Below are 23299 nucleotides of genomic sequence, written 5' to 3'. Positions count from 1 at the left end.
CCGTCGGGGCGGGAGCGCGCTAAGAGTTTTGCCGTCCCCCGTCGATCGCGACAGTCGGCGTCGATTCGGGCAGGACGAGTAGCCAGTCGAACGATCCCGGCAGATCGGTACGGGCGTAGCTCTCCCCCGCCGGATCGAACACCGAACCGACGTAGCGTTTCCGCCGCACTGCGGTAACCCACGACGCGAGCTGATCGTCGGCCGCGACGGCTCCGAGATCGAGAGCGTAGGGAGTATCCCCGACTGCCGCGAACGCGGCCGTCGCGGTGTCCTCGCTCGGTTCGTCGGCCAAGAACGTCTCCACCTCGCCGCTCCCGTGGCCGACCGCGCGGAACGAACCGCGGGCGAAGTCGAATCCGACCGGCCGGTAGTCGTCGCCGAGCGCCCGCGCGAGTCGCTCGCCCATCGTCGTCGAGTCGGCCCAACCCGTGCCGTCGTCGAACGTTCCACGCTGGACGTGGCCGTCGTGCGCCCACAGCACCACGCCCGTTCCGGGGTCCCGATCCAGTGCCCAACGGACGTTCTCGGCCATGAAGCGGTCCCGTGCCGCCATCCCCGCGGGGTGGGGGCCGGGCTGTTCGTGTCTGACGCGGGCCCACTCACAGGACTGTTCGATCACGCGGCAGAGCCACTGGGCCGTCCACCACGCGTCGACCGATCCCTCGGACACGGCGCGGTTCGCGTCCAGTCGGTCGCGTAGCCGCTCCGCGGCCGCAGTCACCGCCGGCAGTACGCGTTCGCGCTCGGCGTCGTCGTTGACCGTCGCGTCGGCGACGGTCCGGAGTGCGCCGATCTCGGCGTCGAGATCGGTTCGCTCGAAGTACGCCCGCAGCGGTGTGGCCGGCGCCGATGGCGTGCTCAGGTCGACGCCGCGAACCCGGACCTGGTCGTCGGGGGCGCGACCGTCGTTGAACGCCCGGAGCCACTCCAGCAGCGCCCGGACGGACTCGGTCCGCCACTGCCACATGTCGAGTTCGGCGAGTGCTGCCCGTGCGTCCGCGGGATGGTCGGCGAACGGGCTTCCCCACCGGACGTACGCGTCGAGCGCCGTCGTCGCGGCCGCGTCGGCCTCGAACGCGACCGTCCGGAACCCCCGCTCGCTCACGAGGTGGCGGATCAGGCGGTGTTTGTGTTCGAAACACTCCCTGGTCCCGTGGGTCGCCTCGCCGAGCCCGACGATCCGGGCGTCGCCGAGTGAACGAGCCAGCGGCGTCGGTGGGTCGGACGCTTTCACGTCGGTCCCCCGGTCTGCAGGCGCCATCGGGGTTGTGTGGGTCGCCAGCGCATCGAGCGCCTCGTCGTCCAGCATACGGGCCCACTGAAGCCAGCGCATGAAAACGGTGCGTGAGAAAGCGTCTCAAACGCACGACAACATTTACCACGGTAGAACCCCCACGGTTACTCGATGGTCGGCCCCCAGTTCGTCTGCCAGGAGTGTGCCCGGACGGTGAGTAACCGCTCGTACCGCGCCAACTGCCCCGACTGCGGTGGTGAACTCGGCCGACAGCGCCGCGCGACGTGAGCGAGGAGTCGACCGACCCCACCCGAATCCGCTCGCTCGCGGTCCACCGCGACGACGTGCTCACAGCGTTGGAAGCCCGGGCGCGCGACCGCGATCCGACCGTTCTCCGTCTCGTCGCCCCGTTCTCCGGTCGGATGCGTGCACGCCTCCACGTCGCCCGCGAGGACGCCGGGCCCGAGGAGATCCACGTCGAGCCGGCGGCGTTCGTCGCCGATCTGCCGGCGTTTCCGAGCGTCGACGAGACCGAGGACCGGCTCCGGGCGGCCGACGAGTACGACCTCGAGCGCCACCGCGAGGCCCACCAGCGAGCGGTGGATCGGTGGCGCGACCGCGTCGGGGATCGCCTCCGAGAACGGATCACGCTCCCGGGGACGGACCACGAGGTGACGGTGCGCTATCTGGGCTGATCGGCGAAAACCGAACAGTCCGGGGATGCCTGAACAGTTCGCGGTGGGACGCAAACCCGTGTGGCGACCGGCGGACCGACAGCAGCTTTTTGCGAACACGTCCCAACCGACGCGTATGGCCAGAGAGACCATCAGCGACGACACCCACGGCGTCGTCTACGAGTTCAGCCCGCAGATGAAGCCGGTCCGGACCGTCGAGCCCGGCACCGAACTCACCTTCGAGACGCGGGACAGCCTGAACGGCGTGATCCAGGGCGACGAGGACCTCCTCGAACAGATCCCCGAGGAGGTCAACGCCGCCACCGGTCCAGTCGCCGTCGAGGGCGCCGAGCACGGCGACGTGCTCCGGGTCGAGATCGAGGACGTCCGACTCGCAGAGGACCGCGGCCGCGTCGTCACCACGCCGGGGTTCGGTCTCATGCAGGACGATCCCGACGTGGAGGCGCCGTTTACCCGGGTCACCCCCGTCGAGAAGGGGTCGAACTACGCGGACGGCCGGCCGCGGGTGACGTTCCAGGGGCGGGAGATCGCGGCCGACCCGTGTATCGGCACGATCGGCGTCGCGACCGCCGGGGAGACCCACTCGACGCTCGTCCCCCACGACCACGGCGGGAACCTCGACACCAACGACGTGACGGCGGGGTCGACGCTCTACCTCCCCGTGTTCCAGTCCGGCGGCCTGCTCGCGATGGGCGACTCGAAGGCGGTGATGGCCGACGGCGAGATGTGCGGCACCGGCGCGGAGATCGCGACCGACGTGGACGTGACCCTCGACGTGATCTCCGACCCCGAGTTCGACCTCCAGCGGCCGCTGATCGACACCGGCGACCACTGGAAAACCGTCGCGAGCGCGGAGACGATGGAGGCGGCGTCGAAGCTCGCCCACAAGGACGCGATGGCGCTACTCTCGGCGGAACACGGCTACAGCACCACCGAGGCACACACGTTCGGCAGCCTCGTCGGCGGGCTGGAGATCTCGCAGGTCGTCGACCCGCTGGTGACGGTCCGGAACGCGATCCCCAGCGAGCACGTCTCCTCGCCGTTCTGAGCCGGGTCGACAGTCAAGCCCGGTGACGGGAGGGTTCCCGACTCCGAACCCGTTCCCACGACGCCCGCTACAGATACTGGAACGCCTTCCGGCTCAGTTTCTCGTTTCTTCCGTCGAAATGGTGTGCGATATCGCCCAGCTTGTCGGTCGCACCGATCGATGCCAGCGCCTCGATCGCGTCGAGTTTGTACTGGTCGTCGATGTTGTCGTCGAGTAGCTTGTCCAACTCCTCCTCCGCTCGCATGTACTCCATCTTGTCGATCGCTTCCTCGCGGATGAAGTGGTCCCCGTTGTGGAGGGAGCTATCCACGACGACGTACGCGAGTGCCGTGCCGCCGTTTTCCTGCCGCGCGAGCTTCTCTAGCGCGTCCCGCCGTTTCGCGTCGTTCGAGCTGTCCGCGACGATGTCCAAGAGCCGGTTCGTGTGGTCCGAAAAGCTCGGTCCGCTACTGAACAGTCCCATGTCGGAAGGTAGCAGTGAACGATCATATTACCTAATTTATCGGAAATACTTTCCGAGAGTCAACCGGTGAGACCCTATTGATATCTGTCAGTTCGCACGGCAGCCGGCGAGTACCCCGCTCACACGCTAGCCTGTACTGCGGCACCTACCGGCGACCGTGTATTAACTCCAGCAGCAGCGCCTGCTGCGTCGGCTTGCGGTTGCCGGCCTGCTGCCACACTACCGACTGCTCGCTCTCCAGCGCGCCGTCGGTCACTTCCTGTCCACGGTTCGCGGGCAGACAGTGCATCAGCTTCGCGTCGCCGAGCAGTTCCTCGTCGACTTGGAACCCCTCGAACGCGGGCAGTTTCTCCTCGCTGTCGCCCATGCTCACCCAGACGTCGGTGTACACCACGTCCGCGCCGGCGACGGCCGCCTCCGGGCTGTCGAACTGTGTCGGCTCGCCGCCGGCCGCGGCCGCCGCCGCGATCGCGTCCTCGTCGACGTCGTAGCCTTCCGGCGTCGCGACGCGCAGGTCTACGCCCACAAGCGCACAGCCGACCACGAGCGAGCGCGCGACGTTGTTCCCGTCGCCGACCCACGCGAGGGTGATGTCGTCGAGCGCCCTGCCCGATTCGGCCGCGATCTGCCGCAGCGTCAGCAGATCCGCGAGCGTCTGACAGGGGTGGGCTTCGTCGGTCAGCGCGTTCACGACGGGCACGTCGGCGTACGCCGCCAGCTCTTCGAGGTCGTCGTGGCTGTTCAGTCGCGCGACGAGCGCGTCGACGTACTGCGAGAGCGCGCGGGCAGTGTCCTTCAGCGGCTCGCCGTGGCCGAGGTGGATGTCGTCCTGCCCGAGGAACGTCGGGTGGCCGCCGAGTTCGGCGACGCCGGCCTCGAAGGAGCTCCGGGTACGCGTCGAGGGTTTCTCGAACACCATGGCCACGCTCCGATCGTCGAGTCGGGCGGCCTCCTCGCCGGCCTCGATCGCGGCCGCGCGGTCGAGGAGCCGCCGGAGCGCCGCCGGCGAGAGCTGGTCGATCGTGAGCAGATCCGTCGGGAACGTGGTCGCGGTGTCGTTGTCGTGCATGGTTCTGAGTCAGTCAGTCGATGAGCTGTTCGCAGGCGGTCGTCAGGACCGTTTCCGCGCGGTCGAACTCGGCAAGCGGCAGGCGCTCGTCGGGCGCGTGATCGAACGCCGAGTCGCCGGGGCCGTAGGTGGCGACCGGGACGTCCCACGCGTCGGCGTAGAGGTTCGCGTCGGCGGTCCCGGTCTTCTGCAGGTGGGTCGGCTCGCCGCCGGCGGCGCGGATCCCCCTCCGGAGCGCCGTTGCGGGCGTGCTACGTGGCGAATCGGCATGGGACGGGATCGACTCCCTCCACTCGATCTCGCCAGCGTCGAGACAGTCCTCGACGGTCGCACAGACGGAATCCGGCGCCTCGCTCGGCGGCACGCGAAAGCGCGCAGCCATCGACGCCGTGACGGCCGAGCCGTCGTTGGAGAGCCCGCCGTCGATCGACGCCGCGGTGGCGGTGATCGTGTCGAAGCCCCCGGGCTCGGCGTCGCCGTTCTCCTCGGCGACGACCGCGCGGACGCGCTCCCACCACGCGGTCGCGTGGTCGATCGCGTTCGCGTCCGGGCGAGCGCCGTGGCCCGCAGGCGTCGAGACAGCGTATTCGCCGCCGACGATCCCGCGGTAGCCGAGGGTGATCGCGTCCCAGCCCGAGGGTTCGCCGTTGATGACGGTCTCGGGCGCGTCGCGATCCTCGATCAGGTGACGCGCGCCGCGGGAGTCGGTCTCCTCGCCGACGACGCCGACGAACGACGCCCCGGTTTCGACGGCCGCGACGGCCATCGCCGCCAGCGGCCCGGTCGCGTCGACGCTGCCGCGCCCCCAGAGTACCGGGCCGTCGACGCCCAGTTCCTCGTCCCCGTCCCCGACGCGGACGGGGATCTCGCCAGGGACGGTGTCGACATGGGAGGTCAGCAGCACCGAATCGTCGCCCGGCACGCGGACGTTGCCGGCGTCGTCGATCCACGCCTCACGGCCGTGGTCGCCGAAAAACTCCGCGAGACGGGCCGCCGCCTCGGCCTCCTCGCCCGAAGGCGAGGGAATCGAGACGAGCGCCGCGAGCAGTTCGCGGCCGGGCGTATCGAGTGCGCCAGCCGGGTCCGGGATGTCGCTCACGGGGTCGGGCATCGTCAGCCGAGCACCTCGATCAGGCTGTCGACGACGCTGTCGGCGTGTTCCTCCCCGATCACGAGCGGCGGGAGCAGGCGCACGACGGAGCGGCCGGCCGGGAGCGCGAGCACCTGCTCCTCGATCGCGAGATCGCGGAGCACGCGCATCGAGCCGCGCTTGACTTCGATGCCGATCATGAGCCCCGAGCCGCGCACCTCGCGCACCGGGAGATCGTGCTCGTCGACGGCCGCACGGAGCTCCGCGCGGAGGTACCCACCGACCGCGGCGGCGTTCTCGGGCACACTATCGGCCTGCAACTGTGTCAGCGTCGCGCTCGCGGCGGCGGCGACGACGGGGTTGCCCGCGAACGTCGAGCCGTGGTTCCCCGCGTCCTCGGCGATCCAGTCCGCACAGAGCGTCACGCCGAGGGGGAGCCCCGACGCAACCCCCTTCGCGGCCGTGAGCACGTCGGGGACGATGCCCGCCGACTGGCAGGCCCACATCGTCCCGGTGCGGCCGACGCCGGTCTGGATCTCGTCCAGCACGAGCGCCGCGCCGGTCTCCTCGGTCACCGCGCGGGCAGTCCGGAGGTACGCGTCGCCCGCGGGGTGGACGCCGCCCTCCCCCTGGATCGGTTCGAGGAAGACGGCGGCCGTCTCGTCGTCGACGGCCTCGGCGAGCGCGTCCTCGTCGCCGTACGGGACGAACTCCACGCCGCCCGGGAGCGGCCCGAACGGGTCGCGGTAGTCGTCCTTCCACGTCAAGGAGAGGGCGCCGAGCGTACGGCCGTGGAACGCGCGCTGTGTGGCGACCACTTTCTCGCGGCCCGTCGCCGAGCGCGCGAACTTCAGTGCGGCCTCGTTGGCCTCCGTGCCGGAGTTACAGAGCCACACCTTCGAGAGGTCGCCCGGCGCGACCTCGGCGAGCTGCTCCTGCAGCGCCGTGCGCGCGGCGACGGGGTAGGAGCCCTGCACGTACAGCAGCTGCTCTGCCTGCTCGGTGATCGCGTCGACGACCGCCGGCGGCGAGTGCCCCAGCGGCGTACAGGCGTAGGAGGCGCCGAAGTCGAGGTACTCGGTGCCGTCCTCGGCGGTGAGCGTGACGCCCGAGCCCGACTCGATCGCGATGGGCTTCTCGGAGAAGACGAACCCCTCGCCCGTCACGCGGACTCGCCCCCGTTCGCTGTGGTCGCTGCGTCGTCGTCCGTACCCGTGACCGACTCCTTTGCGATCCACGTGCCGTGGCCCTCAAGCGCCGCGAGCAGCGGCTTGCGGAGCGTGGCGTCGGAGACGACGACGCCTTCGGCGCCGCCGGAAAGCGCCTCCTTGGCGGCGTGGACCTTTCGGCTCATGAACCCCTCGGCGGCGTCCTCAACCGCCGCGAACTCCTCGGGCGTCGACGCCTCGTCGATGAGGGTGGCCGGATCGTCCGGCTCCGCGTAGATCCCGTCCACGTCAGTCAGCAGCACCAGTTCGGCGCCGAGTTCGGCCGCGAGCAGTGCGGCCACGCGGTCGGCGTCGGCGTTGGCCGCGGTGTCGTCGTCAGCCAGCATCGGCGGCGAGACCGTCGGGACGTAGCCGTCCGCGAGCAGCGATCGGAGCAGGTCGGCATTGACCTGCTCGGGTTTGCCCGCGTGGTCGCCGCGACGAATCTTCTTCTTCCCGTCCTCGACGATCCGGACCGCCGACTTGCGCGGGCCCGTCACGAGGCCGCCGTCGACGCCCGAAAGCCCGACCGCGTTCACCCCCGCCGCACGGAGGTCGGTCACCAGCTCGGTGTTGAGCTTCCCGGGCAGCACCATCTCGAACACTTCGAGCGTCTCGTCGTCGGTGAAGCGCCCCGAGACGCCAGACGGCGTGGTGACGTACTCTGGCTCCTCGCCCATCGCTTCGAGCGTGTCGTCGACGGCGGTCGAGCCGCCGTGGACGACGACGACCTCGCGGCCGGCCGCGACGACGTGGGCAACGTCCTCGATCACGCCCGCCGGGTCGACCGCGCGGGCGCCGCCGATCTTCACGACCAGCGGGGCCTGGTCCGGGCCGACCGCGGCGTTGGACTCGCTCATGGCGACCCCACCGGGTGAAGCCCCTGCTGGTCGAGTCCGGCCGTCTCTTCGAGCCCGAACGCGAGGTTGGCGGCGTGGACTGCCTGCCCCGCGGCGCCTTTCATCACGTTGTCGATAGCCGCGAAGGCGACGACGCGCTCGCCGTCGGCGGCGAAGCCGACCTCCGCGAGGTTAGTGCCCGCGACCGATTTCGGCTCGGGGTAGCGATACACGCCACTGCCGCCCGCGACCAGTCGGACGAACGGCTCGTCGTCGTAGGCGTCGCGGTAGGCACTCCAGAGGTCGGCGGTCTGGATCTCGCTGTCGCCGCCAGTGGGGAACGTGTGACAGGTCGCGGCCGCGCCGCGGACCATATCCACCGCGTGGACCGTAAAGGAGAGTGAGAGCCCCAACTGCTCCTCGATTTCGGCCTCGTGACGGTGGCCCGTTGGCGCGTACGGACGGACGACGCCCGAACGCTCCGGGTGGGACGAGGCCGCACCGCCGCCGGCGCCGCCCTCCGAGGAGCCGACCTTGAGGTCGGCGACGATCTGGTCCGCGGGCGTCAGCAGGCCTGCATCGACCAACGGCTTGAGCGCGAGCATCGTCGCCGTGGCGTTACAGCCGCCGGAGGCGACGATCTCCGCGTCTTCGAGCCCGTCACGGCCGAGTTCGGGCAGCGCGTACGTCGCCGAATCGAGGTAGTCGGGCGCACTGTGGCCGTCGTACCACTGATCGTACGCCGCCTCGCTGCCGAGGCGGAAGTCCGCCGAGAGGTCGACCAGCGTGTCGGCGGCGTCGAGGTACGCTTCGACGTTGTCCATCGAGACGCCGTGGGGCGTCGCCGCAAACAGCGCGTCGATCGACTCGAGGTCGGCCGGGTCCGAGAAGCGCAGGTCGAGTTCGCGGAGGTTCGGGTGGACCGATCCCACCGTTCGGTTCTCGTACTCGCGGGAGGTGGCTTGGACGACCTCGAACTCCGGGTGGGCTGAGAGCAGGCGGAGCAGCTCCCCGCCAGCGAAGCCGGAGGCGCCGACGACGCTCGCGGTGAGCGTCACGCCTCCACCTCCGTCGCCCCAGCGTCCGCGTCGACTTTCGTCTCCAGCCAGTCGACGACTTTCGCCGCCACGTCGACGTCGACGGCGGCGTTCAGCGCCTTGAACTCCACCGTGTGGTTCACCTCGTGGACGGTGTACCCCCCGGTTTCGAGCTCCATCAGATCCACCCCGAGCAGGCCGCCGCCGACGGCCGCGCTGGCTTGCTTGGCCAACTTCTCGACCTCGGGATCGAGGTCGAACGACGCCGTCTCGGCGCCCGTCGCGGCGTTGGTGAGCCAGTGGTCCGAACTGCGGCTCATCGCCGCCACGGGCTCGCCGTCGACGGTCAGCACGCGCAGGTCGCGGCCGGGCTTCTCGACGAACTGCTGGACGTAGAACACACTGTGCTCGTAGTGACCTAGCGTCTCCTTGTGTTCGAGCACGGCCTCGGCGGCCGAGCGCGACTCGAGCTTGGCCATCAGTCTGCCCCACGATCCGACGACCGGCTTCAGCACGCAGGGGTAGCCAAAGGCCTCGATCGCCTCGAGCGCCGAGTCCTTCGTGAACGCGACGGTGGTTTCCGGCGTCGGGATATCCGCCTCAGAGAGCGCGAGCGTCGTCTCGACCTTGTCCGAGCAGAGTTTCGCCGTCTCGGGGCTGTTGACGACCGGCACGTCGTAGTGGGCCATGAACCGGCTCGCGTACTTCGATCGCGAGGTCGCCAGACAGCGGTCGAACACCACGTCACACTCCCCGAGCGACTCGGGCGGCGCGTCGAGGCCGAACGTCGCCTTGCGCACGTCGACCTTGTGGACCTCGTGACCCCGGTCGCGCAGCTCCGTCAGCAGGAGCTTCTCGTCCGGGCGGATGCGGGAGTAGAGCAGACCGACGTCCATCACTCCCCCCAGTCTTCCGCGAGGTCGGGCGCCTCCGCCAGCTCGGCGGGCTCGACGCCCACGACTTCGAGTTCGGTCCCACAGCTCCCGCAGTCGACGATCTCGCCGATCTCGACGTCCGCGGGCAGTGTGACGCTGTCGCCGCAAGTCACGCAATCAGCTTCTGACATCGTACTCCGAGGGAGGCGACGGGAGTACTTTAATCCGTCTATTTATTTTCCGTAAAATAAGAGCTTAGACGACTCTATCCGCCAAATTCTGTCGGGACGGTGCCGCGCGGAACGGGCCGCGGCGGCGCGGAGTGAGTGGTGGCCCGGGCGGGCCGTCGCGGCCCCCGCCGGAGTCGGGTGGGAGCCGGCCGCGGCCGCCGTCGCCGGGGCCGCCGCGGTGCCGTTGGCCGTGGCTGTCGCCGTAGAACTGGGGTCACCGTGGGGTGGGTGTTCTCAGACATACTCGGTCACCGCCGCAGTCAGTCGGCTGTCCGCGGCCGCGAGCGCCTCGCGGTGGGCGTCGACGGCCGCCGCGTGTTCCTCGTGGGTGTCACGGAGGCGGGTCAGCGACTCCGTGACCGCCGGGGCCGCGGGGCCGCCGCGGGAGCTGCGCGCAGTGACGCTGCCGGCGGGCGAGAGCACGTCCGCCAGTGTCGCCTCGTCGACGTACGCCGAGAGCGAGTCGTCGAGCACGCCCTCCGCGGCCGCCGCGAGCGCGTCGATCTGCTCGTCCACGCTCGACTCGTCGTCGATCCCCGCGGCCGCGTCGGCGACGAGCTCGTGGGCGGTGCGGAACGGGATGCCCGCGCTCGCGAGCGCGTCCGCGACGCCCGTCGCCGTCGAGAACCCCTTCCCGGCGTCGGCCGCGCAGGCCTGAGCGTCCCACTCGGCGGTCGCGACGGCGCCGGCGGTGACCACGGTCGCCTCGGTGACGATGTCCACCGCGTCCCACGCGTGCGGGGTGGCACGCTGGAGGTCGCGGTTGTACGCGCGGGGGAGCCCCTTCAGCGTCGTGAGCAGCCCCGTCAGGTCGCCGACGGCGTCGCCGGCGACCGCGCGGACCAGCTCCAGCGAGTCGGGGTTCTTCTTCTGGGGCATGATCGAGGAGGTCGAGGCGTAGGCGTCGTCCAGCTCGACGTGGCCGTCCTTCGCGCCCTCGATCAGGTCGGCCGCGAGCCCCGAGAGCGTCGCCGACAGCGCGGCAAAGGCCGCACACCCCTCGATCAGGAAATCGCGGGCAGTGACGGCGTCGGCACTGTTCTCGATCACGTCGTGGAAGCCGAGCAGTTCGGCGGTGCGCTCGCGGTCCACGTCGAACGTGGTGCCCGCGAAGGCCGCCGCGCCGAGCGGCGAACGGTTCGTGCGCTCGTAGGCGGCGAGCAGGCGCTCGGTGTCGCGCGCCACGGCACCCGCGTAGGACGCGAGCAGGTGGCCGACCGTGGTCGGCTGGGCGTGCTGGCGGTGCGTGAAGCCGGGAACGATCGTGTCGGCCTCCGCGGCCGCCGCGTCGAGCAGCGCGCCGCGGAGTTCGAGGCTGGCCTCGGCGGCGGCGAGGAGATCCTCGCGGAAGCGGTAGCGGATGCAGGTCGCGACCTCGTCGTTGCGCGAGCGCGCGGTGTGCATGCGACCGCCCGCGGGGCCGACCTCGGCGACGACCGCCGACTCGATCGCCTCGTGCACGTCTTCGCCCTCCGGGAGCGCGTCGTGGCCGGCGGTCTCGATCCCGTCGAGCGCATCGAGGATCGCCGTGGCGTCGTCGTCGCCGACGATACCCTGCTCGGCAAGCATCACGGCGTGGGCGCGGTCGACCGCGAGGTCCGCCGCGAAGATGCGTTCGTCGGCGTCGAGGCTTGACATGAACGAGCGCGCCGGCCCGTCCGCGAAGCGTTCGCGGCGGACTACGGTCTCCGCACCGTCGGTCGGCTCTCCGGACATCTACTCCCCGCCGTCGGTCGAGAGCGTCGTTTTCTCGTTCTCGTCCTCTTTCTCGGCCGCCTCCGTCACCTGGTTCGCGAGGCGCTCCTGGAACCCGTGGTACTTCGCGACGCCGGTCGCGTCGGCCTGCTCGATCCCGTTGACGGTCTCGGTGTTGAACGAGGCGGCGTTCTCGGAGTAGACGCCGTACTCGGAGTCACGGGCGACCGGGCGGACGCCGCCGCCCTGCAGCTTGACCGTCACCGTACCGGTGACTTTCTCCTGTGAGGCGTCGAGGTAGCCGTTCAGGCTCTCGGTCAGCGGCGAGAACACCAGCCCGCGGTAGGCTTGCTCGGCCCACTGCTGGTCGATCTGGGGTTTGAAGTCGCGCTCGGTCTTCGTGAACACGAACTGCTCGAGCGCCTCGTGGGCCGTGAGCAGCACCGTCGCGGCGGGGTGCTCGTAGTTCTCGCGCACTTTCAGCCCGAGCATGCGGTCCTCGAGCATGTCGGTGCGGCCGACGCCGTAGGCGCCCGCGAGCGCGTTGAGCTCCTCGATCAGGTCGACGGGGTCGAGCTGCTCGCCGTTGAGCCCGACGGGGTAGCCGTCCTCGAACTCGATGTCGACGAGCTCCTCGCCGCCGCTGGGCGTCTCGGTCCACTCGTATATCTCCTCGCTGGGAACGTGGCTGGGGTCCTCGAGGTCGCCCCCCTCGACGGAACGGGACCAGAGATTCGTGTCGATGCTCCAGGTCCCCTCGTTGCCCGCCTCGACGGGCAGATCGCGCTCGGCGGCGTACTCGACCTCCCACTCGCGGGTCAGGCCGAGTTCGCGCACGGGCGCGACGACTTCGAGGTCGGAGCCACGCCAGACCGTCTCGAAGCGCAGTTGGTCGTTCCCCTTGCCGGTGCAGCCGTGGGCGATCGCGTCGCAGTCCTCCTGTTCGGCGACGTCGAGGATCGCCTCGGCGATCACGGGACGGGCGAGCGCGGTGCCGAGCGGGTAGCCCTGATACGTGGCGTTGGCACGGACCGAGTCGAAACAGAGCGACGCGAACTCGGACTTGGCGTCGACGACGTGGATCTCCAGCCCCAGCGCGTCGGCGGTCTCGCGGGCCTCCGCGAACTCCGCCTCGGGCTGGCCGACGTCGACGGTGACGGCCATCACTTCGTCGTAGCCGTACTCCTCTTTCAGTAGCGGGACACAGACGGTGGTGTCCAGACCACCGCTGAACGCGAGCGCGACTTTCGTCATATCTACGTCTGAACATCGCTACCCGATAAATACATCGCTTTAGAGTTTGTAAGAAAATGTGCTACGACACGCTAACCGGACGAAGGTTTGGAGAACATCGGCGAAACGGTGACGAAGGGGTAAGGTGGAGTTGGGCCTAAGCGGCCCGCGGCCGGAACGCGACCCGCCGCTGTCGGGAGGCGGCGACGGCGGTGGCGTCGGCGGCGTGCGTGCCGTCGACGGCGGTGGTCGCGTGAGTCACAGGCGTGAGGTTGGGCCGGGGGGACAAATGTGTTTCGCCGCCCGCTACGCCAGTACGTCTCCGTGGTCCGTTACTCCAGATACGTCTCGGTCGCCCGCGCCAGCGCCGCCACGCCGGCTTCGAGCTCCTCGGGCGAACAGTGGCTGAAGGAGAGCCGTGCCGAGCGCGTCCCCCGGGCGTCCTCGACGAAGAAGCGCTCGCCGGGGAGGTACGTTACGCCCTCTCCGGCCGCGAGCGGGAGCAGTTCCTCGGTGTCGACGCCCTCGGGGAGCGTGACCCAGAGGAAGAAGCCGCCCGCGGGCTCGGTCCACGACGACCCGGGCGGGAGGTGGCGTTCGAGCGCGTCGAGCATCGCGTCACGGCGGCGCTCGTACCCGTCGAGGAGTTCGTCCAGCGTCGGCTCGTAGTGGCCAGCGTCGAAGTAGCGGCCGAGCACGCTCTGAGTGAACGTGTTGGTGCCGCCGGCGGCCATCCCGCCGATCTGGTCGACGAGCGCCTCGTGGGCGACGATCCAGCCCGTCCGCACCCCGGGCGCGATCGTCTTCGAGACGGTGCCGAGCCGGATCACCCGGCCCGAGTCGTCCAGCGCGGACAGCGGCGGCGGGGACTCGCCGGAGAAGCGGAGCTCGCCGTACGCGTCGTCGGCGACGATCAGGAAGTCGTACTCCTCGGCCAGTTCGAGCACGCGCTCGCGGCGCTCGCGGGTGAGCGTCGCGCCCGTGGGGTTCTGGAACTCCGGGATCGTATACAGCAGCGTCGGCGTCGGCTCGCCGGCGGCCTCGCGCGCTTCGAGTGTCGCTTCCAGCGCGTCGGGATCGAGGCCGTTCTGGTCGATCTCGACGCCGGTGAGGGCGGCGCCGTGGTTGTCCAGCACCGCGAGGCTCCAGACGAACGTCGGCGCCTCGACGAGCACCTCGTCGCCCGGATCGAGAAACGTCGCACAGACGGCGTCCAGCGCGTGGGTCGCGCCGTTGGTGAGGAGCAGTTCCTCCCGCGTGGCGTCGACTCCCTGCGTCGCCTCGCGGGCGAGCAGCCCGTCGCGCAGGCGCTCGACGTACTCGCCGCCGCCGTACTGGAGCACGTCCGCACCCTCCTCCTCGAGTACGGTCTCGGTGGCGGCCTCCAACGCCGCCGTCGGGAACGAGTCCGGGTAGGGGAAGCCGTACGTCAGGGGGACGGCGTCCTCGGCATCCGGAGAGGCGCTGCTACCGTACCCCTCCCGCCCGAGGCGTTCGCGCACCGTCGACGCGAACAGGTGGTCGAACCGCTTGTCGCGTTGCTCGGTCATGACGGGATTCGTCGCCGCCGGAAAATAAAGCCACCCGTGGCGGAAACGGCGGCCGGCTCAGCCGAGCAGCCCCAGCACCCAACGGCCGGGCGACGCCACCCCGACGACCGTCAGCAACACCGTCCCGACCTGTTCGAGCGCCGTGTCGAGCATATCGGGCGTGGAGACACCGCTCGTGCCGCCAGCGATTTATCCGTACTTGCTGGGGCGGGGAGGACGGGACCGCTGACCGACGCTGCAACAACGCGTGTGACTTTATTTCACGATTCAATCGGCAACAAGGGTTTTGCGTCGCTGGGGCGACGATTCGGTATGGATCGGACCACGCTGACGCGACGTGACGCCCTCCGAGTCGGCAGTGCGGCCGGGGTCGTCGGTCTCGCCGGCTGTTCCGGCGTGCTCGGCGGGAGCGCGACCGTCTACGGCCGGTGGACCCCCGAACGGGAAGGCAGCGGCGCCGCCCAGAGCGGCGAGTCGATCCGGGCGATGGAGCCGGCCGCGTTGGCCGAGGGGCGCTTCGTGCTCGGGGACCGCTACGACCTGATGGCGGCCTTTCTCGAACCGCCGGTGCCGACCATGGAGTTCGGCGAGCTCGACGCCGTCTACTACAACGGCGGGTGGACCACCTCGCTGTACGGGGTGGAGGCGGCGTTCGACCAGTCGGCGATGATCGACGCCTATCGGCAGGAGCTCGAGGCGGAGACGGTGAACAGCACGTACAGCGGCTACGAACTCTACCGCGTCGACGCCACGCTCTCCTCCTATCTCGTCGGCGTCGCCGACGGGCGGATCGCCATCGCCGCGAACGGCGACCGGGACCGTGCGGCGATCGAGTCGCTGATCGACGCCCGCGAGGACGGCGCGCGCCGGACGAACACCGACGGCCCGCTGGCCTCGATCCAGTCGGCGATCGGGCAGGAGTCCTACACCGAGGTCTCGATGGGCGACGGCGTGGGGATTCAGGTCGTGGAGACCACGCCGACGGCCGTCGCGAATGGGTTCAGCGTCGCCGACGCCGAGAAAGAGCTCGTGGGGCTCACCAGCGGGTTCGTCCTGCCCGACACCGTCTCCGACCCCGAGGCAGCCGTCGAGGCCCGACTGAGCGCCGACGCCTCCGTCGGCGTGCTGAACTATTCCGCCCCCGAGATCAGCACGAGTTCGGGGGTCGTGGTCGCGACCGAGGAGCGGCTGGTCGAGGACGGGCTGGCGTTCTAGAGCGTCTCGAACAGCTCGACGCTGGTCCGGATCCCGCTCCGGAAGCAGTCAAGCGCGAGGTTCTCGTCGGGCGAGTGGTTGTTCTCGTCCTCGTTCGCGTACGGCACCGTCACGCAGGGCAGCCCCAGTTCGCGTTCGAACACCGCGGTCGGCAGCGACCCGCCGAGCGTCGGTTTCAGGATCGGCTCGGTGGGCCACGCGGCCGCGACGGCGGCCAACACGGTCTCGCGGATCGGGTGGTCCAGCGGCGTCCGCTGGGGGTGCATCTGCCCCATCTTCGTCACCGACACGTCACAGACGCCGGTCGCGTGCTCGTGGACGTGGTTCTCGAACGCGTCGTAGATCGCGTCGGGGTCCTGATCCGCGACGAGGCGCATGTCCATTTTCAGGGTCGCCGTGGAAGGGAGGACGGTCTTGCTCCCCTCGCCGCCGTAGCCCGAGGTGAACCCACAGATGTTGCAGGTCGGGTAGTACAGCAGCTTCTCGAGGTAGCTCTCCCCCGGCCCCTCGGCGAAGGCGTCGATCCCGAGGTCCGTCTTGACTGCCTCGGCGTCGAACGGCATCGCGTCGAGCGCCTCGCGATCGCGCTCGTCGATCGGGCGCACGTCGTCGTAGAAGCCGTCGACGGCGACGCGGCCGGAGTCGTCTTTCAGCGAGGCGACGATCCGGACGAGCTCCCACGCGGGGTTGGGGACGGGGCCGCCGTAGTTCCCGGAGTGCAGGTCGCGGTTCGGCCCCTCGACGTCGATCTGGACGTACTGCATCCCGCGGGCGCCCAGCAGGACGTGCGGGCGCCCGGACTCGTCGACCGGGCCGTCGGCGACGTACGCGAGGTCTGCCTCCCCCAGCACGTCGGCGTACTCCCGGACGACGCCGTCGAGGTTGGGGCTGCCGCTCTCCTCTTCGCCCTCGAGCAGGAGGGTGACGTTCGTCGGCAGGCCGGTTGTCTCCCGCAGCGCCCGGACCGCACAGAGGTGGGCGAACCACTGGCCCGTGTTGTCGCCGGCGCCGCGGGCGTAGATGCGCTCGCGGCCGTCGGGCCCCTCGCGGATCGTCGGCTCGAACGGCGGCGTGGTCCACTCCTCGGGGTCGGCCGGCTGTACGTCGTAGTGGCCGTAGACGAAGATCGTCGACGGGTCGTCGACGGCGTCGGCGCCCGGCCGACCGTCGCCGGTCGCACCTGCGTCGGCGCCCGGCCGACCGTCGCCGGTCGCACCTGCGTCGTCCGCCTCGGCGCGGGCGATCACCGCCGGCTGCCCCGGCGTCTCGACCCGGATCGCGTCGTCGAAGCCGTACTCGGTACAGAGCGCCTGGACCAGTTCCACGCAGTCGGCGACGCCCTCGCCGGTCGCGCTGATCGAGGGCTGGGCGAGCAGCGAGAACAGGTCCGCCAGCTGCTCGTCCTCGTGGTCGTCGGCGAACCGCCACGCGGCTTCGCTCATCGGTAGACACCCGGACTCATGTGAACGAGTGGCGCGGGGAGGGAGAAATCCCTATCGGACCCGGCGATCCGCGGCCGCTCAGTCGACTCCGCCGAGCGCGATCTCGCCGGCGGTGCCGTCGGGACGACCGACAGTGAGTTGGATCGCCGCCACCCACTTGACGCTCTCCCAGCAGTCGCCGTCGCCGGTGGGGACCAGCCGGGCCGGGCCGCCGTGTTCGATCGGGAGCGGTTCGCCGTCGAGTTCGAGCGCCAGCACCGCGCTTTCGAGCCGGTCGAGCGGGAAGGCACAGGCGTAGTCGCCGTCCATCGCGTGGACGAGCGCGAACTGGCTCTCCGGCGACGGCTCGGCGCGGGCGAGCAGGTCACCGACGCGGACGCCGCGCCACGACAGCCCCTCTGCGACCCAGCCGGCTTCACAGTCGAAATCCTCCGAGAACGTCTCCGTCGGGAGGTCGGCGAGGTCGGCGGCGTCGAACGTCCGCGGGTTGCCGACGCTCCCGCGAATCGCGAGCGCCCAGTCCTCGGTCTCGACCTCGTCGGGGACGGCGTGTTCGGGCAGCCCGTTCATCGGTCGACCCTCGTGGTGGTCATGGGCCCCAAGTCGGTCCCCAGCCACGAACGGCTTTGGGCGAACATCTTCAGTTCCGGGCCCGACACGCGCTGGCCCGGGGAAGGCGGGGAGATCGTTGTAGTGATAGTTACATTTCCGGGATCGATCAACTTAGATGGGAACCCCATCGTGCCATACCACAACCTTATCCCGGCTTCTGTTCATTTCCTCCCCAGGGTTGTACAGACTGTGTATACTCTTCTGACACGGGCGCCGTCGGAGGTGGCATGATGCAGTTTCCCGCCGAGGTGTGGCTCTCCGCCGGGACGGCGCTGCTCACGACACTGGTCGGGGCGTACCTGCTCGCCCGTCGAAACTCAGCTGCCAGCCGTTCGCTCGTCGCGTTCAACCTCGCGGTCGCGGTGTGGACCGGCGGAAACGCCTTCCAACTCGCCTCGACGACGTTGGCCGGAAAGCTCGTCTGGATCAACGTCCAGTACGTGGGGATCGCCCTACTGCCGATCTCGATATTCGCGTTCGCCGTCACCCTCGCCGGCGAGGAGGACCGCGTCAGTCGGCGCCATCTGGCGCTCATCGGGGCGCCGCTGGCGGCGCTTGTGGTTCTCTCCTGGACCAACGCCGCCCACGGGCTCGTCCGGAGCAGTGTCGGCCTCGTGGTCGTCGACGGGGTCGTGCGCATCGAACGGACGTTCGGGCCGGCGTTCTGGCTGGGCTGGGTGTACAGCAACCTCCTGAACCTCGTCGCGACGGGGCTCGTGTTCCGCACCGTCGTCTACGCCGACCGCGTCCTCGAACGCCGGGTGTTGGCGCTGCTGATCGGCCCGATCGTTCCGTGGCTGGCGCACTTCCTCTACCTCACGGGCGCGATGTCGGTGGAGCCCGAACTGTTCTTCTCGGTCACCGGGATCGCGTTCGCCTACGCGCTGCTGACGTGGGACGCGATCGAGCCCACGCGGGGGCGGGACGCGGTGCTCGAACTGCTCGACGAGGGCGTCGTCGTGACGGCCGGCGATCGGATCGTCGACCTCAACAGCGCTGCCAGACGGCTGCTCGCCCTCGGGGACGAGCCGGCCGTCGGCGAGCCGATCACGGCCGTCCTCGACGACCACCCCGAACTGCTCGAACGGTTCCGGGACGGCGAGTCCGGGGAGGATCTCGTCGTCGATGCCAACGGAACCCGGCGGTATCTGGACGTGCGGTTCGACTCGTTCGACGACAGCATCGGGAGCCCGGATCGCGTGATCGTGCTCGTCGACGTGTCGACGCTCCGGGAACGGGAACGCGCCCTCGAACGACAGAACGACCGGCTGGAGTCGTTCGCCAGCATCGTCAGCCACGACCTCCGGAACCCCCTCAACGTCGCCCAAGGACGCGTCGAACTGGCTCGGGAGGAACACGACAGCGAGCATCTGGCGATCGCAGAGCGGGCCCACGAGCGCATGACGACGCTGATCGACGACATCCTGACGCTCACCCGCGACGGCCGCTCGGTCGAGTCCGTCGAACCCCTCGCTCTCGCCGAGATCGCCCGGGGAGCGTGGGAGGTCGTGGAGACCGACGGCGCGACGCTCGAGATCGAGGGGGACGGTCGGATTCTGGGCGACAGCAGCCGATTTCGCCAGCTGTTCGAGAACCTCTTTCGGAACTCGATCGAGCACAACGACGGGTCGATCACCGTCCGCGTGGGGCGGTCGGCGGACGGGTTCTACGTCGCCGACGACGGGCAAGGGATCCCCGATGCCGACCGCGACCGCGTGTTCGAGGCAGGGTACACGACCGGCGAGGACGGGACGGGGCTCGGGCTCAACATCGTTCAGGAGATCGTGACGGCACACGGCTGGACGATCGAGGTCCACGAAGCCGACGGCGGCGGGGCGAGGTTCGCGATCCGCGGTGTCGTGGACGGCGACGCCGAAAACGCGTAGGGACTCAGTCCGAGAGGTCGATCTCCTGAACAGCGATGATCCGGCTGTCGGCCGTCAGTTGTGCCAACGCGTCCTCGGGCACGTCGTCGTCGAGACTGTACACCGTCAGCGCCTCGCCGCCGATCGTCTCGCGGGCGTTGTACATCCCCGCGATGTTGACGCCGTACTCGCCGAGCACGGTACCGATGAGACCGATCACGCCCGGCGCGTCCTCGTTGCGCGCGACGAGCATGTGGCCGTGGGGGAGCGCGTCGACGCGGTAGCCGTCGATCGAGACCAGCCGCGGCTCCTCGCCCGTGAACAGCGTTCCCGACACCGCGAGCTCGTCGGTGCCGTCGCCGACAGTCACCGTCAGCAGGCTTTGGAAGTCATCGGAGCTTCGGGTCTTCGTCTCGGTCACGTCGACGCCGCGCTCCTCGGCGACCCGGGGCGCGTTGACCGCGTTCACCTGCCACTCAAGCGGCGCGAACGCCCCCTGAAGTGCGCTGGCCGTGACCAGCTCCACGTCCTCCTCGGCGATCTCGCCGGCGTAGCTCACCTCGATCTGCTCGATCCGGCCGTCGAACAGCTCGGCGGCGACCCGCCCGGCGGTCTCCGCGAGGCCAATGTACGGCTCGATCCGGGGAAAGGCGCTCTCGTCGACCGAGGGAGCGTTGAGCGCGTTCATCACCGGCTCACCGGTGAACGCGGCGAGCACCTGCTCGGCGGTCGCGACGGCGACGTGCTCCTGTGCTTCGGCGGTCGAGGCGCCGAGATGGGGTGTCAGCACGATGTCCTCGACCTCCCGCAGACGCGAGCCCTCTGGGAGCGGCTCGTCGGTGAACACGTCCAGCGCGGCGCCGGCGACGACGCCGTCCTCGACCGCGTCGGCCAGCGCCGACTCGTCGACGACGCCGCCCCGAGCGACGTTGATCACGTAGCCGTCCTCCAGCTGGGCGAGCTCTTCCTCGCCGATCAGTCCCTCCGTCTCGTCGGTCAGCGGGACGTGGACGGTGAGGAACTCCGCGCGGTCGATACACTCCTCCAGTTCGACCAGTTCGGCGCCCAGCTGCTCGGCGCGCTCCTCGCTGATGTACGGGTCGTAGGCGACGAGCTCCATCCCCAGCGCGCCGAGTCGCTTGGCAGCCTCCTGCCCAACGCGGCCGAGGCCGACGATGCCGAGGGTCTTCCCGTTGAGTTCGGTGCCGAGGAACGCTCCCTTCGCCCACGCGCCCTCGACCATCCGGCCGTGGGCCTGCGGGATCGAGCGCGCGGTCGCGAACGTCATCCCGACGGTGTGCTCGGCGGCGGCGCGGACGTTCCCCTCGGGCGCGTTCGCCACGATCACACCGTGCTCCGTGGCGGCGTCGATGTCGATGTTGTCGACGCCGATGCCCGCACGGCCGACGATCTGGAGGTTCGGCGCGGCCGCGAACAGCTCCTCGGTCACCTCGGTGCCCGAACGGACGATCAGCGCGTCGGCGTCGGAAACGGCGTCGAGCAGCGCGGTTCCGGCGGCGTCGTAGTCGGTGGCGACCTCGTGGCCCGCCTCGCGGAGGCGTTCGATCCCGGCGTCGGCGATCGGATCCGTGATGAGTACCTTCACGCTCCGAGTGAACTCTCCCCGGGGGTTAACGCTTTCTCAAGCATGGGAGTGATTGGCCCATGAATAGGCACGAACGTGAATACTATCGAGGAATGAAATAGAGAGTATGCAGTGGTGTGGGTCGTCGCGGCATCGGACCGGACGGAACTACTTGCCGCCGGAACGTAGCGAACGGACCGCGAATACGGCCCCCAGAACGAGGACGCTCGCGAGGGCGATCTGCATCTGCGCGTACGCGTCACGGCCAAACACGAGGCCACTGAGCAGCGCGACTGTCAGCACCAAGAGGTACTTGATCTCGGTGAGCTGCCGTTCAGTGGAGGGATCGACCATACTCGGGCGACTCCGACCGGCGACAAATGTGTACCGCTCCCGCGCCGCGGCTATCCCGGACAAACGACTGATTACCCCCGCGCCCGGAGAGAGGGTATGACCCTCGTCGCGTTCGACTTCGACGGCACGCTCTCGGAGGCGGAGATGCTGGTGGCACTTGGCGAACGGTACGGTGTCGCCGAAGAGATTGGCGGCATCACCGCCCGCGCGATGCGCGGGGAGCTCTCCTACGCCGAGAGCCTGCGCGAGCGCGCGGCGATGCTCGACGGATTGGCCGAACACGAGGCCGCCGCGGCGTACGAGGAGACGACGCTCCGACCGGGCGCCGCGGACGTGATCGAGCGCCTCAACGACGCCGGCCACACGACGGCGATCCTCACCGGCGGCTTCACGCCCGGCGTCGAGGCAGCCCTCGAACGCGACGGCGCGAGCGTCGACCGGATCGTCGCTAACGACCTCCCGACCGCGGACGGCGAACTCACCGGCGAGGTCGAGGGACCGCTGATCGAGGGGACGAAAGACGACGCGCTCGAAGAGCTCTGTACAGAGTACGACGTCGATCGCGCGAACACCGTCGGGGTCGGCGACGGCGCGAACGACCTGCCGATGCTGCAAGCCGCGGGCCACGCGGTCGGCTTCGAGCCCAAGGACGCCGTCGAACCGCACTGTGACGACGTGGTGACGACGATGGACGCGCTGGCGACGCTGTTCGAGCGGACCGGACTGCTCGACTGAGATTTACGCGTCCAGTTCCTGCCGCGCGGTCTCGACTCCTGCCTCGGTGTCCACGTCGACGCCGACCTGCTCGAACGCCTCGCCGATGGTTCGGATCCCCCGCAGCAGCTGCTCGCTCGTGAGGTTCCCCATGTTGCTCACCCGGAAGATGTCGCCGCCGAGGTGGGCCTGCCCGCCCGAGATCGACACGCCGCGCTCGGAGACCGCGTCGAAGAACTCGTCGCTGTCCTCCTCGCGGGCGCCCTCGGGCAGTTCGATCGCCGTCAGCGTGTTGGAGTAGCTGCTCTCGTCGTTCAGTTCGGGGAACGACGAAAGCCCCATCGCCCACATCGCTTCACGGAACGCGGTCGACTGCCGGCGGTGGCGGGCGATGCGGTCGCCCATCCCCTCGGCCTCGATCTCCTCGACCGCGACCGCGAGCCCGCGGAACAGCGGAACCGCGCTGGTAAAGGGGGTCTGATGCTGGCTCGCTTTCCGGCTGTGCCAGTCGAGGTCCTCGTAGAACGGCGCCCCCTCGCCGTCGATGTGGACGTCGACGCCGTCGGCCACGTACAGCGCGGAGATCCCCGGCGGCGCCGCGAGCGCCTTCTGCCCGTCAGTCACCGCGATGTCGACGTCCCAGTCGTCGATCCGGAACTCGTCGCCGCCGATGGAGGTAACGCCGTCGACGACGAACCGGGCGTCGTGTTCCGCGGCCATCGCGCCGATCTCCGGGACGGGGTTGATGAGCCCCGTGCTCGTCTCGTTGTGGACGACCGTGACGACCGCGGTGTCGTCGGTCACCGCGTCGGCGACCGCGTCCACGTCGACGGGATCGCCCCAGTCGAACTCGACGGCCGTCACCTCGCAGTGGCGCTGTGCGATGCGCTTGAACCGCCGGCCGAACTTCCCGTTGACGACCGCGACGAGTTCGTCGTCGGGGTCGACGAGGTTCGCGACGGCGGCCTCCATCCCCATCGTCGCCGTCCCGTTGAGGATCAGCGCCTCGCCGTCCCGGGTGGCTCGCGTCTCGTCGGGCGTCGAGCGCTCGAACACGTACTCTAGCCCGTCCTGTGCGCGCTCGTACACCGCCTCGAACGCGCCCGAGCGGTGGGAAACCATCGGCTCGCTCATCGCCTCGCGCGCCGCGTCGCTCATCGGTACCGGACCGGGGTTGAGAAGCAGGAAGTCCTCTCGCATGTGTGTGAGTAGTTCGGCCCGTGGGTGTTAAGCCCGCCGTTGGCTG

23 protein-coding genes are annotated in these 23299 nt (G+C 69.7%); 6 read left to right on the top strand and 17 right to left on the bottom strand.

Annotated elements, in window-relative coordinates:
* Nucleotides 1-19 precede the first annotated feature (19 nt).
* Complete coding sequence (locus BN1959_RS06740; RefSeq protein ID WP_053947928.1) at nt 20-1309, bottom strand: erythromycin esterase family protein; 1290 nt, start codon at nt 1307-1309, stop codon at nt 20-22.
* 96 nt (nt 1310-1405) lie between these two features.
* On the opposite strand from BN1959_RS06740, the gene BN1959_RS15230 reads away from it, so the two are divergent.
* The 3 genes from BN1959_RS15230 (at nt 1406) to BN1959_RS06730 (ending at nt 2977) form a co-directional block, all read left to right on the top strand.
* The gene (locus BN1959_RS15230; protein WP_237560308.1) at nt 1406-1522 is read left to right on the top strand and encodes a hydrogenase maturation nickel metallochaperone HypA; all 117 of its coding nucleotides are present in this window, start codon (nt 1406-1408) and stop codon (nt 1520-1522) included.
* Nucleotides 1519-1929: a hypothetical protein gene (locus BN1959_RS06735; RefSeq protein WP_053947927.1), complete on the top strand. Its 411-nt coding sequence runs from the start codon at nt 1519-1521 to the stop codon at nt 1927-1929. The genes BN1959_RS15230 and BN1959_RS06735 overlap by 4 nt, the downstream gene beginning before the upstream one ends.
* Nucleotides 1930-2044: 115 nt before the next feature.
* A complete protein-coding gene (locus tag BN1959_RS06730; protein WP_053947926.1) occupies nt 2045-2977 on the top strand; it encodes an acetamidase/formamidase family protein in 933 nt (310 codons plus the stop codon).
* A 67-nt stretch (nt 2978-3044) separates the two neighbouring features.
* Here BN1959_RS06730 and BN1959_RS06725 read toward each other — a convergent pair whose 3' ends face one another.
* The 11 genes from BN1959_RS06725 to BN1959_RS06675 form a co-directional block, all read right to left on the bottom strand.
* Entirely contained in the window at nt 3045-3440 is a 396-nt protein-coding gene (locus tag BN1959_RS06725; protein WP_053947925.1) for a hypothetical protein, read from the bottom strand.
* A 145-nt stretch (nt 3441-3585) separates the two neighbouring features.
* The gene (gene argF / locus BN1959_RS06720) at nt 3586-4509 is read right to left on the bottom strand and encodes an ornithine carbamoyltransferase (protein WP_053947924.1); all 924 of its coding nucleotides are present in this window, start codon (nt 4507-4509) and stop codon (nt 3586-3588) included.
* A 13-nt stretch (nt 4510-4522) separates the two neighbouring features.
* On the bottom strand, nt 4523-5620 hold the full coding sequence (locus BN1959_RS06715; protein WP_053947923.1) for a [LysW]-lysine hydrolase: 1098 nt from the start codon (nt 5618-5620) through the stop codon (nt 4523-4525).
* Nucleotides 5621-5622: 2 nt separating this feature from the next.
* A complete protein-coding gene (locus tag BN1959_RS06710; protein ID WP_053947922.1) occupies nt 5623-6765 on the bottom strand; it encodes an aspartate aminotransferase family protein in 1143 nt (380 codons plus the stop codon).
* On the bottom strand, nt 6762-7667 hold the full coding sequence (locus BN1959_RS06705) for an acetylglutamate/acetylaminoadipate kinase (RefSeq protein ID WP_053947921.1): 906 nt from the start codon (nt 7665-7667) through the stop codon (nt 6762-6764). The genes BN1959_RS06710 and BN1959_RS06705 overlap by 4 nt, the downstream gene beginning before the upstream one ends.
* Nucleotides 7664-8704, bottom strand: coding sequence for an N-acetyl-gamma-glutamyl-phosphate reductase (gene argC, locus BN1959_RS06700; RefSeq protein ID WP_053947920.1), 1041 nt, complete (start codon nt 8702-8704; stop codon nt 7664-7666). Before argC ends, BN1959_RS06705 begins: the two co-directional genes overlap by 4 nt.
* On the bottom strand, nt 8701-9579 hold the full coding sequence (lysX, locus tag BN1959_RS06695) for a lysine biosynthesis protein LysX (protein ID WP_053947919.1): 879 nt from the start codon (nt 9577-9579) through the stop codon (nt 8701-8703). The genes argC and lysX overlap by 4 nt, the downstream gene beginning before the upstream one ends.
* Nucleotides 9579-9749, bottom strand: coding sequence for a lysine biosynthesis protein LysW (gene lysW, locus BN1959_RS06690; protein ID WP_053947918.1), 171 nt, complete (start codon nt 9747-9749; stop codon nt 9579-9581). The genes lysX and lysW overlap by 1 nt, the downstream gene beginning before the upstream one ends.
* A 273-nt stretch (nt 9750-10022) precedes the next feature.
* On the bottom strand, nt 10023-11504 hold the full coding sequence (gene argH, locus BN1959_RS06685; protein WP_053947917.1) for an argininosuccinate lyase: 1482 nt from the start codon (nt 11502-11504) through the stop codon (nt 10023-10025).
* Nucleotides 11505-12737, bottom strand: coding sequence for an argininosuccinate synthase (locus BN1959_RS06680; protein ID WP_053947916.1), 1233 nt, complete (start codon nt 12735-12737; stop codon nt 11505-11507). It lies immediately after the preceding gene.
* A 311-nt stretch (nt 12738-13048) separates the two neighbouring features.
* Nucleotides 13049-14266, bottom strand: coding sequence for an aminotransferase-like domain-containing protein (locus tag BN1959_RS06675; protein WP_053947915.1), 1218 nt, complete (start codon nt 14264-14266; stop codon nt 13049-13051).
* A gap of 312 nt (nt 14267-14578) precedes the next feature.
* Between BN1959_RS06675 and BN1959_RS06670 the strand changes: the two genes are divergently transcribed.
* On the top strand, nt 14579-15481 hold the full coding sequence (locus tag BN1959_RS06670; RefSeq protein ID WP_053947914.1) for a hypothetical protein: 903 nt from the start codon (nt 14579-14581) through the stop codon (nt 15479-15481).
* On the opposite strand, the gene BN1959_RS06665 is transcribed toward BN1959_RS06670, so the two are convergent.
* Nucleotides 15478-16923 carry a M20/M25/M40 family metallo-hydrolase gene (locus BN1959_RS06665; RefSeq protein ID WP_053947913.1) on the bottom strand — a complete coding sequence of 482 codons (1446 nt, stop codon included), beginning with the start codon at nt 16921-16923 and terminating at the stop codon, nt 15478-15480. The genes BN1959_RS06670 and BN1959_RS06665 overlap by 4 nt on opposite strands.
* A 78-nt stretch (nt 16924-17001) precedes the next feature.
* Nucleotides 17002-17493: a molybdopterin-dependent oxidoreductase gene (locus BN1959_RS06660; RefSeq protein ID WP_053947912.1), complete on the bottom strand. Its 492-nt coding sequence runs from the start codon at nt 17491-17493 to the stop codon at nt 17002-17004.
* 272 nt (nt 17494-17765) lie between these two features.
* On the opposite strand from BN1959_RS06660, the gene BN1959_RS06655 reads away from it, so the two are divergent.
* Nucleotides 17766-19421, top strand: coding sequence for a sensor histidine kinase (locus BN1959_RS06655; protein WP_161803741.1), 1656 nt, complete (start codon nt 17766-17768; stop codon nt 19419-19421).
* Nucleotides 19422-19425: 4 nt separating this feature from the next.
* On the opposite strand, the gene serA is transcribed toward BN1959_RS06655, so the two are convergent.
* Nucleotides 19426-21006, bottom strand: a complete 1581-nt coding sequence (serA, locus tag BN1959_RS06650; RefSeq protein WP_053947910.1) for a phosphoglycerate dehydrogenase — start codon at nt 21004-21006, stop codon at nt 19426-19428.
* 147 nt (nt 21007-21153) lie between these two features.
* Nucleotides 21154-21339 carry a hypothetical protein gene (locus BN1959_RS06645; RefSeq protein WP_053947909.1) on the bottom strand — a complete coding sequence of 62 codons (186 nt, stop codon included), beginning with the start codon at nt 21337-21339 and terminating at the stop codon, nt 21154-21156.
* A 96-nt stretch (nt 21340-21435) separates the two neighbouring features.
* On the opposite strand from BN1959_RS06645, the gene serB reads away from it, so the two are divergent.
* Entirely contained in the window at nt 21436-22074 is a 639-nt protein-coding gene (serB, locus tag BN1959_RS06640; protein WP_053947908.1) for a phosphoserine phosphatase SerB, read from the top strand.
* A gap of 3 nt (nt 22075-22077) precedes the next feature.
* Here the strand turns inward: serB and BN1959_RS06635 are convergent, their stop codons facing one another.
* On the bottom strand, nt 22078-23253 hold the full coding sequence (locus tag BN1959_RS06635; RefSeq protein WP_053947907.1) for a pyridoxal-phosphate-dependent aminotransferase family protein: 1176 nt from the start codon (nt 23251-23253) through the stop codon (nt 22078-22080).
* Nucleotides 23254-23299 lie beyond the last annotated feature (46 nt).

The sequence above is a fragment of the Halolamina sediminis genome (assembly GCF_001282785.1).
GTDB classification, from domain to species: domain Archaea; phylum Halobacteriota; class Halobacteria; order Halobacteriales; family Haloferacaceae; genus Halolamina; species Halolamina sediminis.
The sequence above is the reverse complement of the archived record's forward strand: the minus strand, read 5'-3'. Positions and strand labels throughout refer to the sequence as shown.

Bases quoted from the DNA above. Each gene is read 5' to 3' on its own strand.
- BN1959_RS06740 (WP_053947928.1), bottom strand. From the start codon at position 1,309: ATGCTGGACGACGAGGCGCTCGATGCGCTGGCGACCCACACAACCCCG.
- BN1959_RS15230 (WP_237560308.1), top strand. From the start codon at position 1,406: ATGGTCGGCCCCCAGTTCGTCTGCCAGGAGTGTGCCCGGACGGTGAGT.
- BN1959_RS06730 (WP_053947926.1), top strand. From the start codon at position 2,045: ATGGCCAGAGAGACCATCAGCGACGACACCCACGGCGTCGTCTACGAG.
- BN1959_RS06725 (WP_053947925.1), bottom strand. From the start codon at position 3,440: ATGGGACTGTTCAGTAGCGGACCGAGCTTTTCGGACCACACGAACCGG.
- argF (WP_053947924.1), bottom strand. From the start codon at position 4,509: ATGCACGACAACGACACCGCGACCACGTTCCCGACGGATCTGCTCACG.
- BN1959_RS06715 (WP_053947923.1), bottom strand. From the start codon at position 5,620: ATGCCCGACCCCGTGAGCGACATCCCGGACCCGGCTGGCGCACTCGAT.
- BN1959_RS06705 (WP_053947921.1), bottom strand. From the start codon at position 7,667: ATGAGCGAGTCCAACGCCGCGGTCGGCCCGGACCAGGCCCCGCTGGTC.
- lysX (WP_053947919.1), bottom strand. From the start codon at position 9,579: ATGGACGTCGGTCTGCTCTACTCCCGCATCCGCCCGGACGAGAAGCTC.
- lysW (WP_053947918.1), bottom strand. From the start codon at position 9,749: ATGTCAGAAGCTGATTGCGTGACTTGCGGCGACAGCGTCACACTGCCC.
- argH (WP_053947917.1), bottom strand. From the start codon at position 11,504: ATGTCCGGAGAGCCGACCGACGGTGCGGAGACCGTAGTCCGCCGCGAA.
- BN1959_RS06680 (WP_053947916.1), bottom strand. From the start codon at position 12,737: ATGACGAAAGTCGCGCTCGCGTTCAGCGGTGGTCTGGACACCACCGTC.
- BN1959_RS06675 (WP_053947915.1), bottom strand. From the start codon at position 14,266: ATGACCGAGCAACGCGACAAGCGGTTCGACCACCTGTTCGCGTCGACG.
- BN1959_RS06670 (WP_053947914.1), top strand. From the start codon at position 14,579: ATGGATCGGACCACGCTGACGCGACGTGACGCCCTCCGAGTCGGCAGT.
- BN1959_RS06665 (WP_053947913.1), bottom strand. From the start codon at position 16,923: ATGAGCGAAGCCGCGTGGCGGTTCGCCGACGACCACGAGGACGAGCAG.
- BN1959_RS06660 (WP_053947912.1), bottom strand. From the start codon at position 17,493: ATGAACGGGCTGCCCGAACACGCCGTCCCCGACGAGGTCGAGACCGAG.
- BN1959_RS06655 (WP_161803741.1), top strand. From the start codon at position 17,766: ATGCAGTTTCCCGCCGAGGTGTGGCTCTCCGCCGGGACGGCGCTGCTC.
- BN1959_RS06645 (WP_053947909.1), bottom strand. From the start codon at position 21,339: ATGGTCGATCCCTCCACTGAACGGCAGCTCACCGAGATCAAGTACCTC.
- serB (WP_053947908.1), top strand. From the start codon at position 21,436: ATGACCCTCGTCGCGTTCGACTTCGACGGCACGCTCTCGGAGGCGGAG.
- BN1959_RS06635 (WP_053947907.1), bottom strand. From the start codon at position 23,253: ATGCGAGAGGACTTCCTGCTTCTCAACCCCGGTCCGGTACCGATGAGC.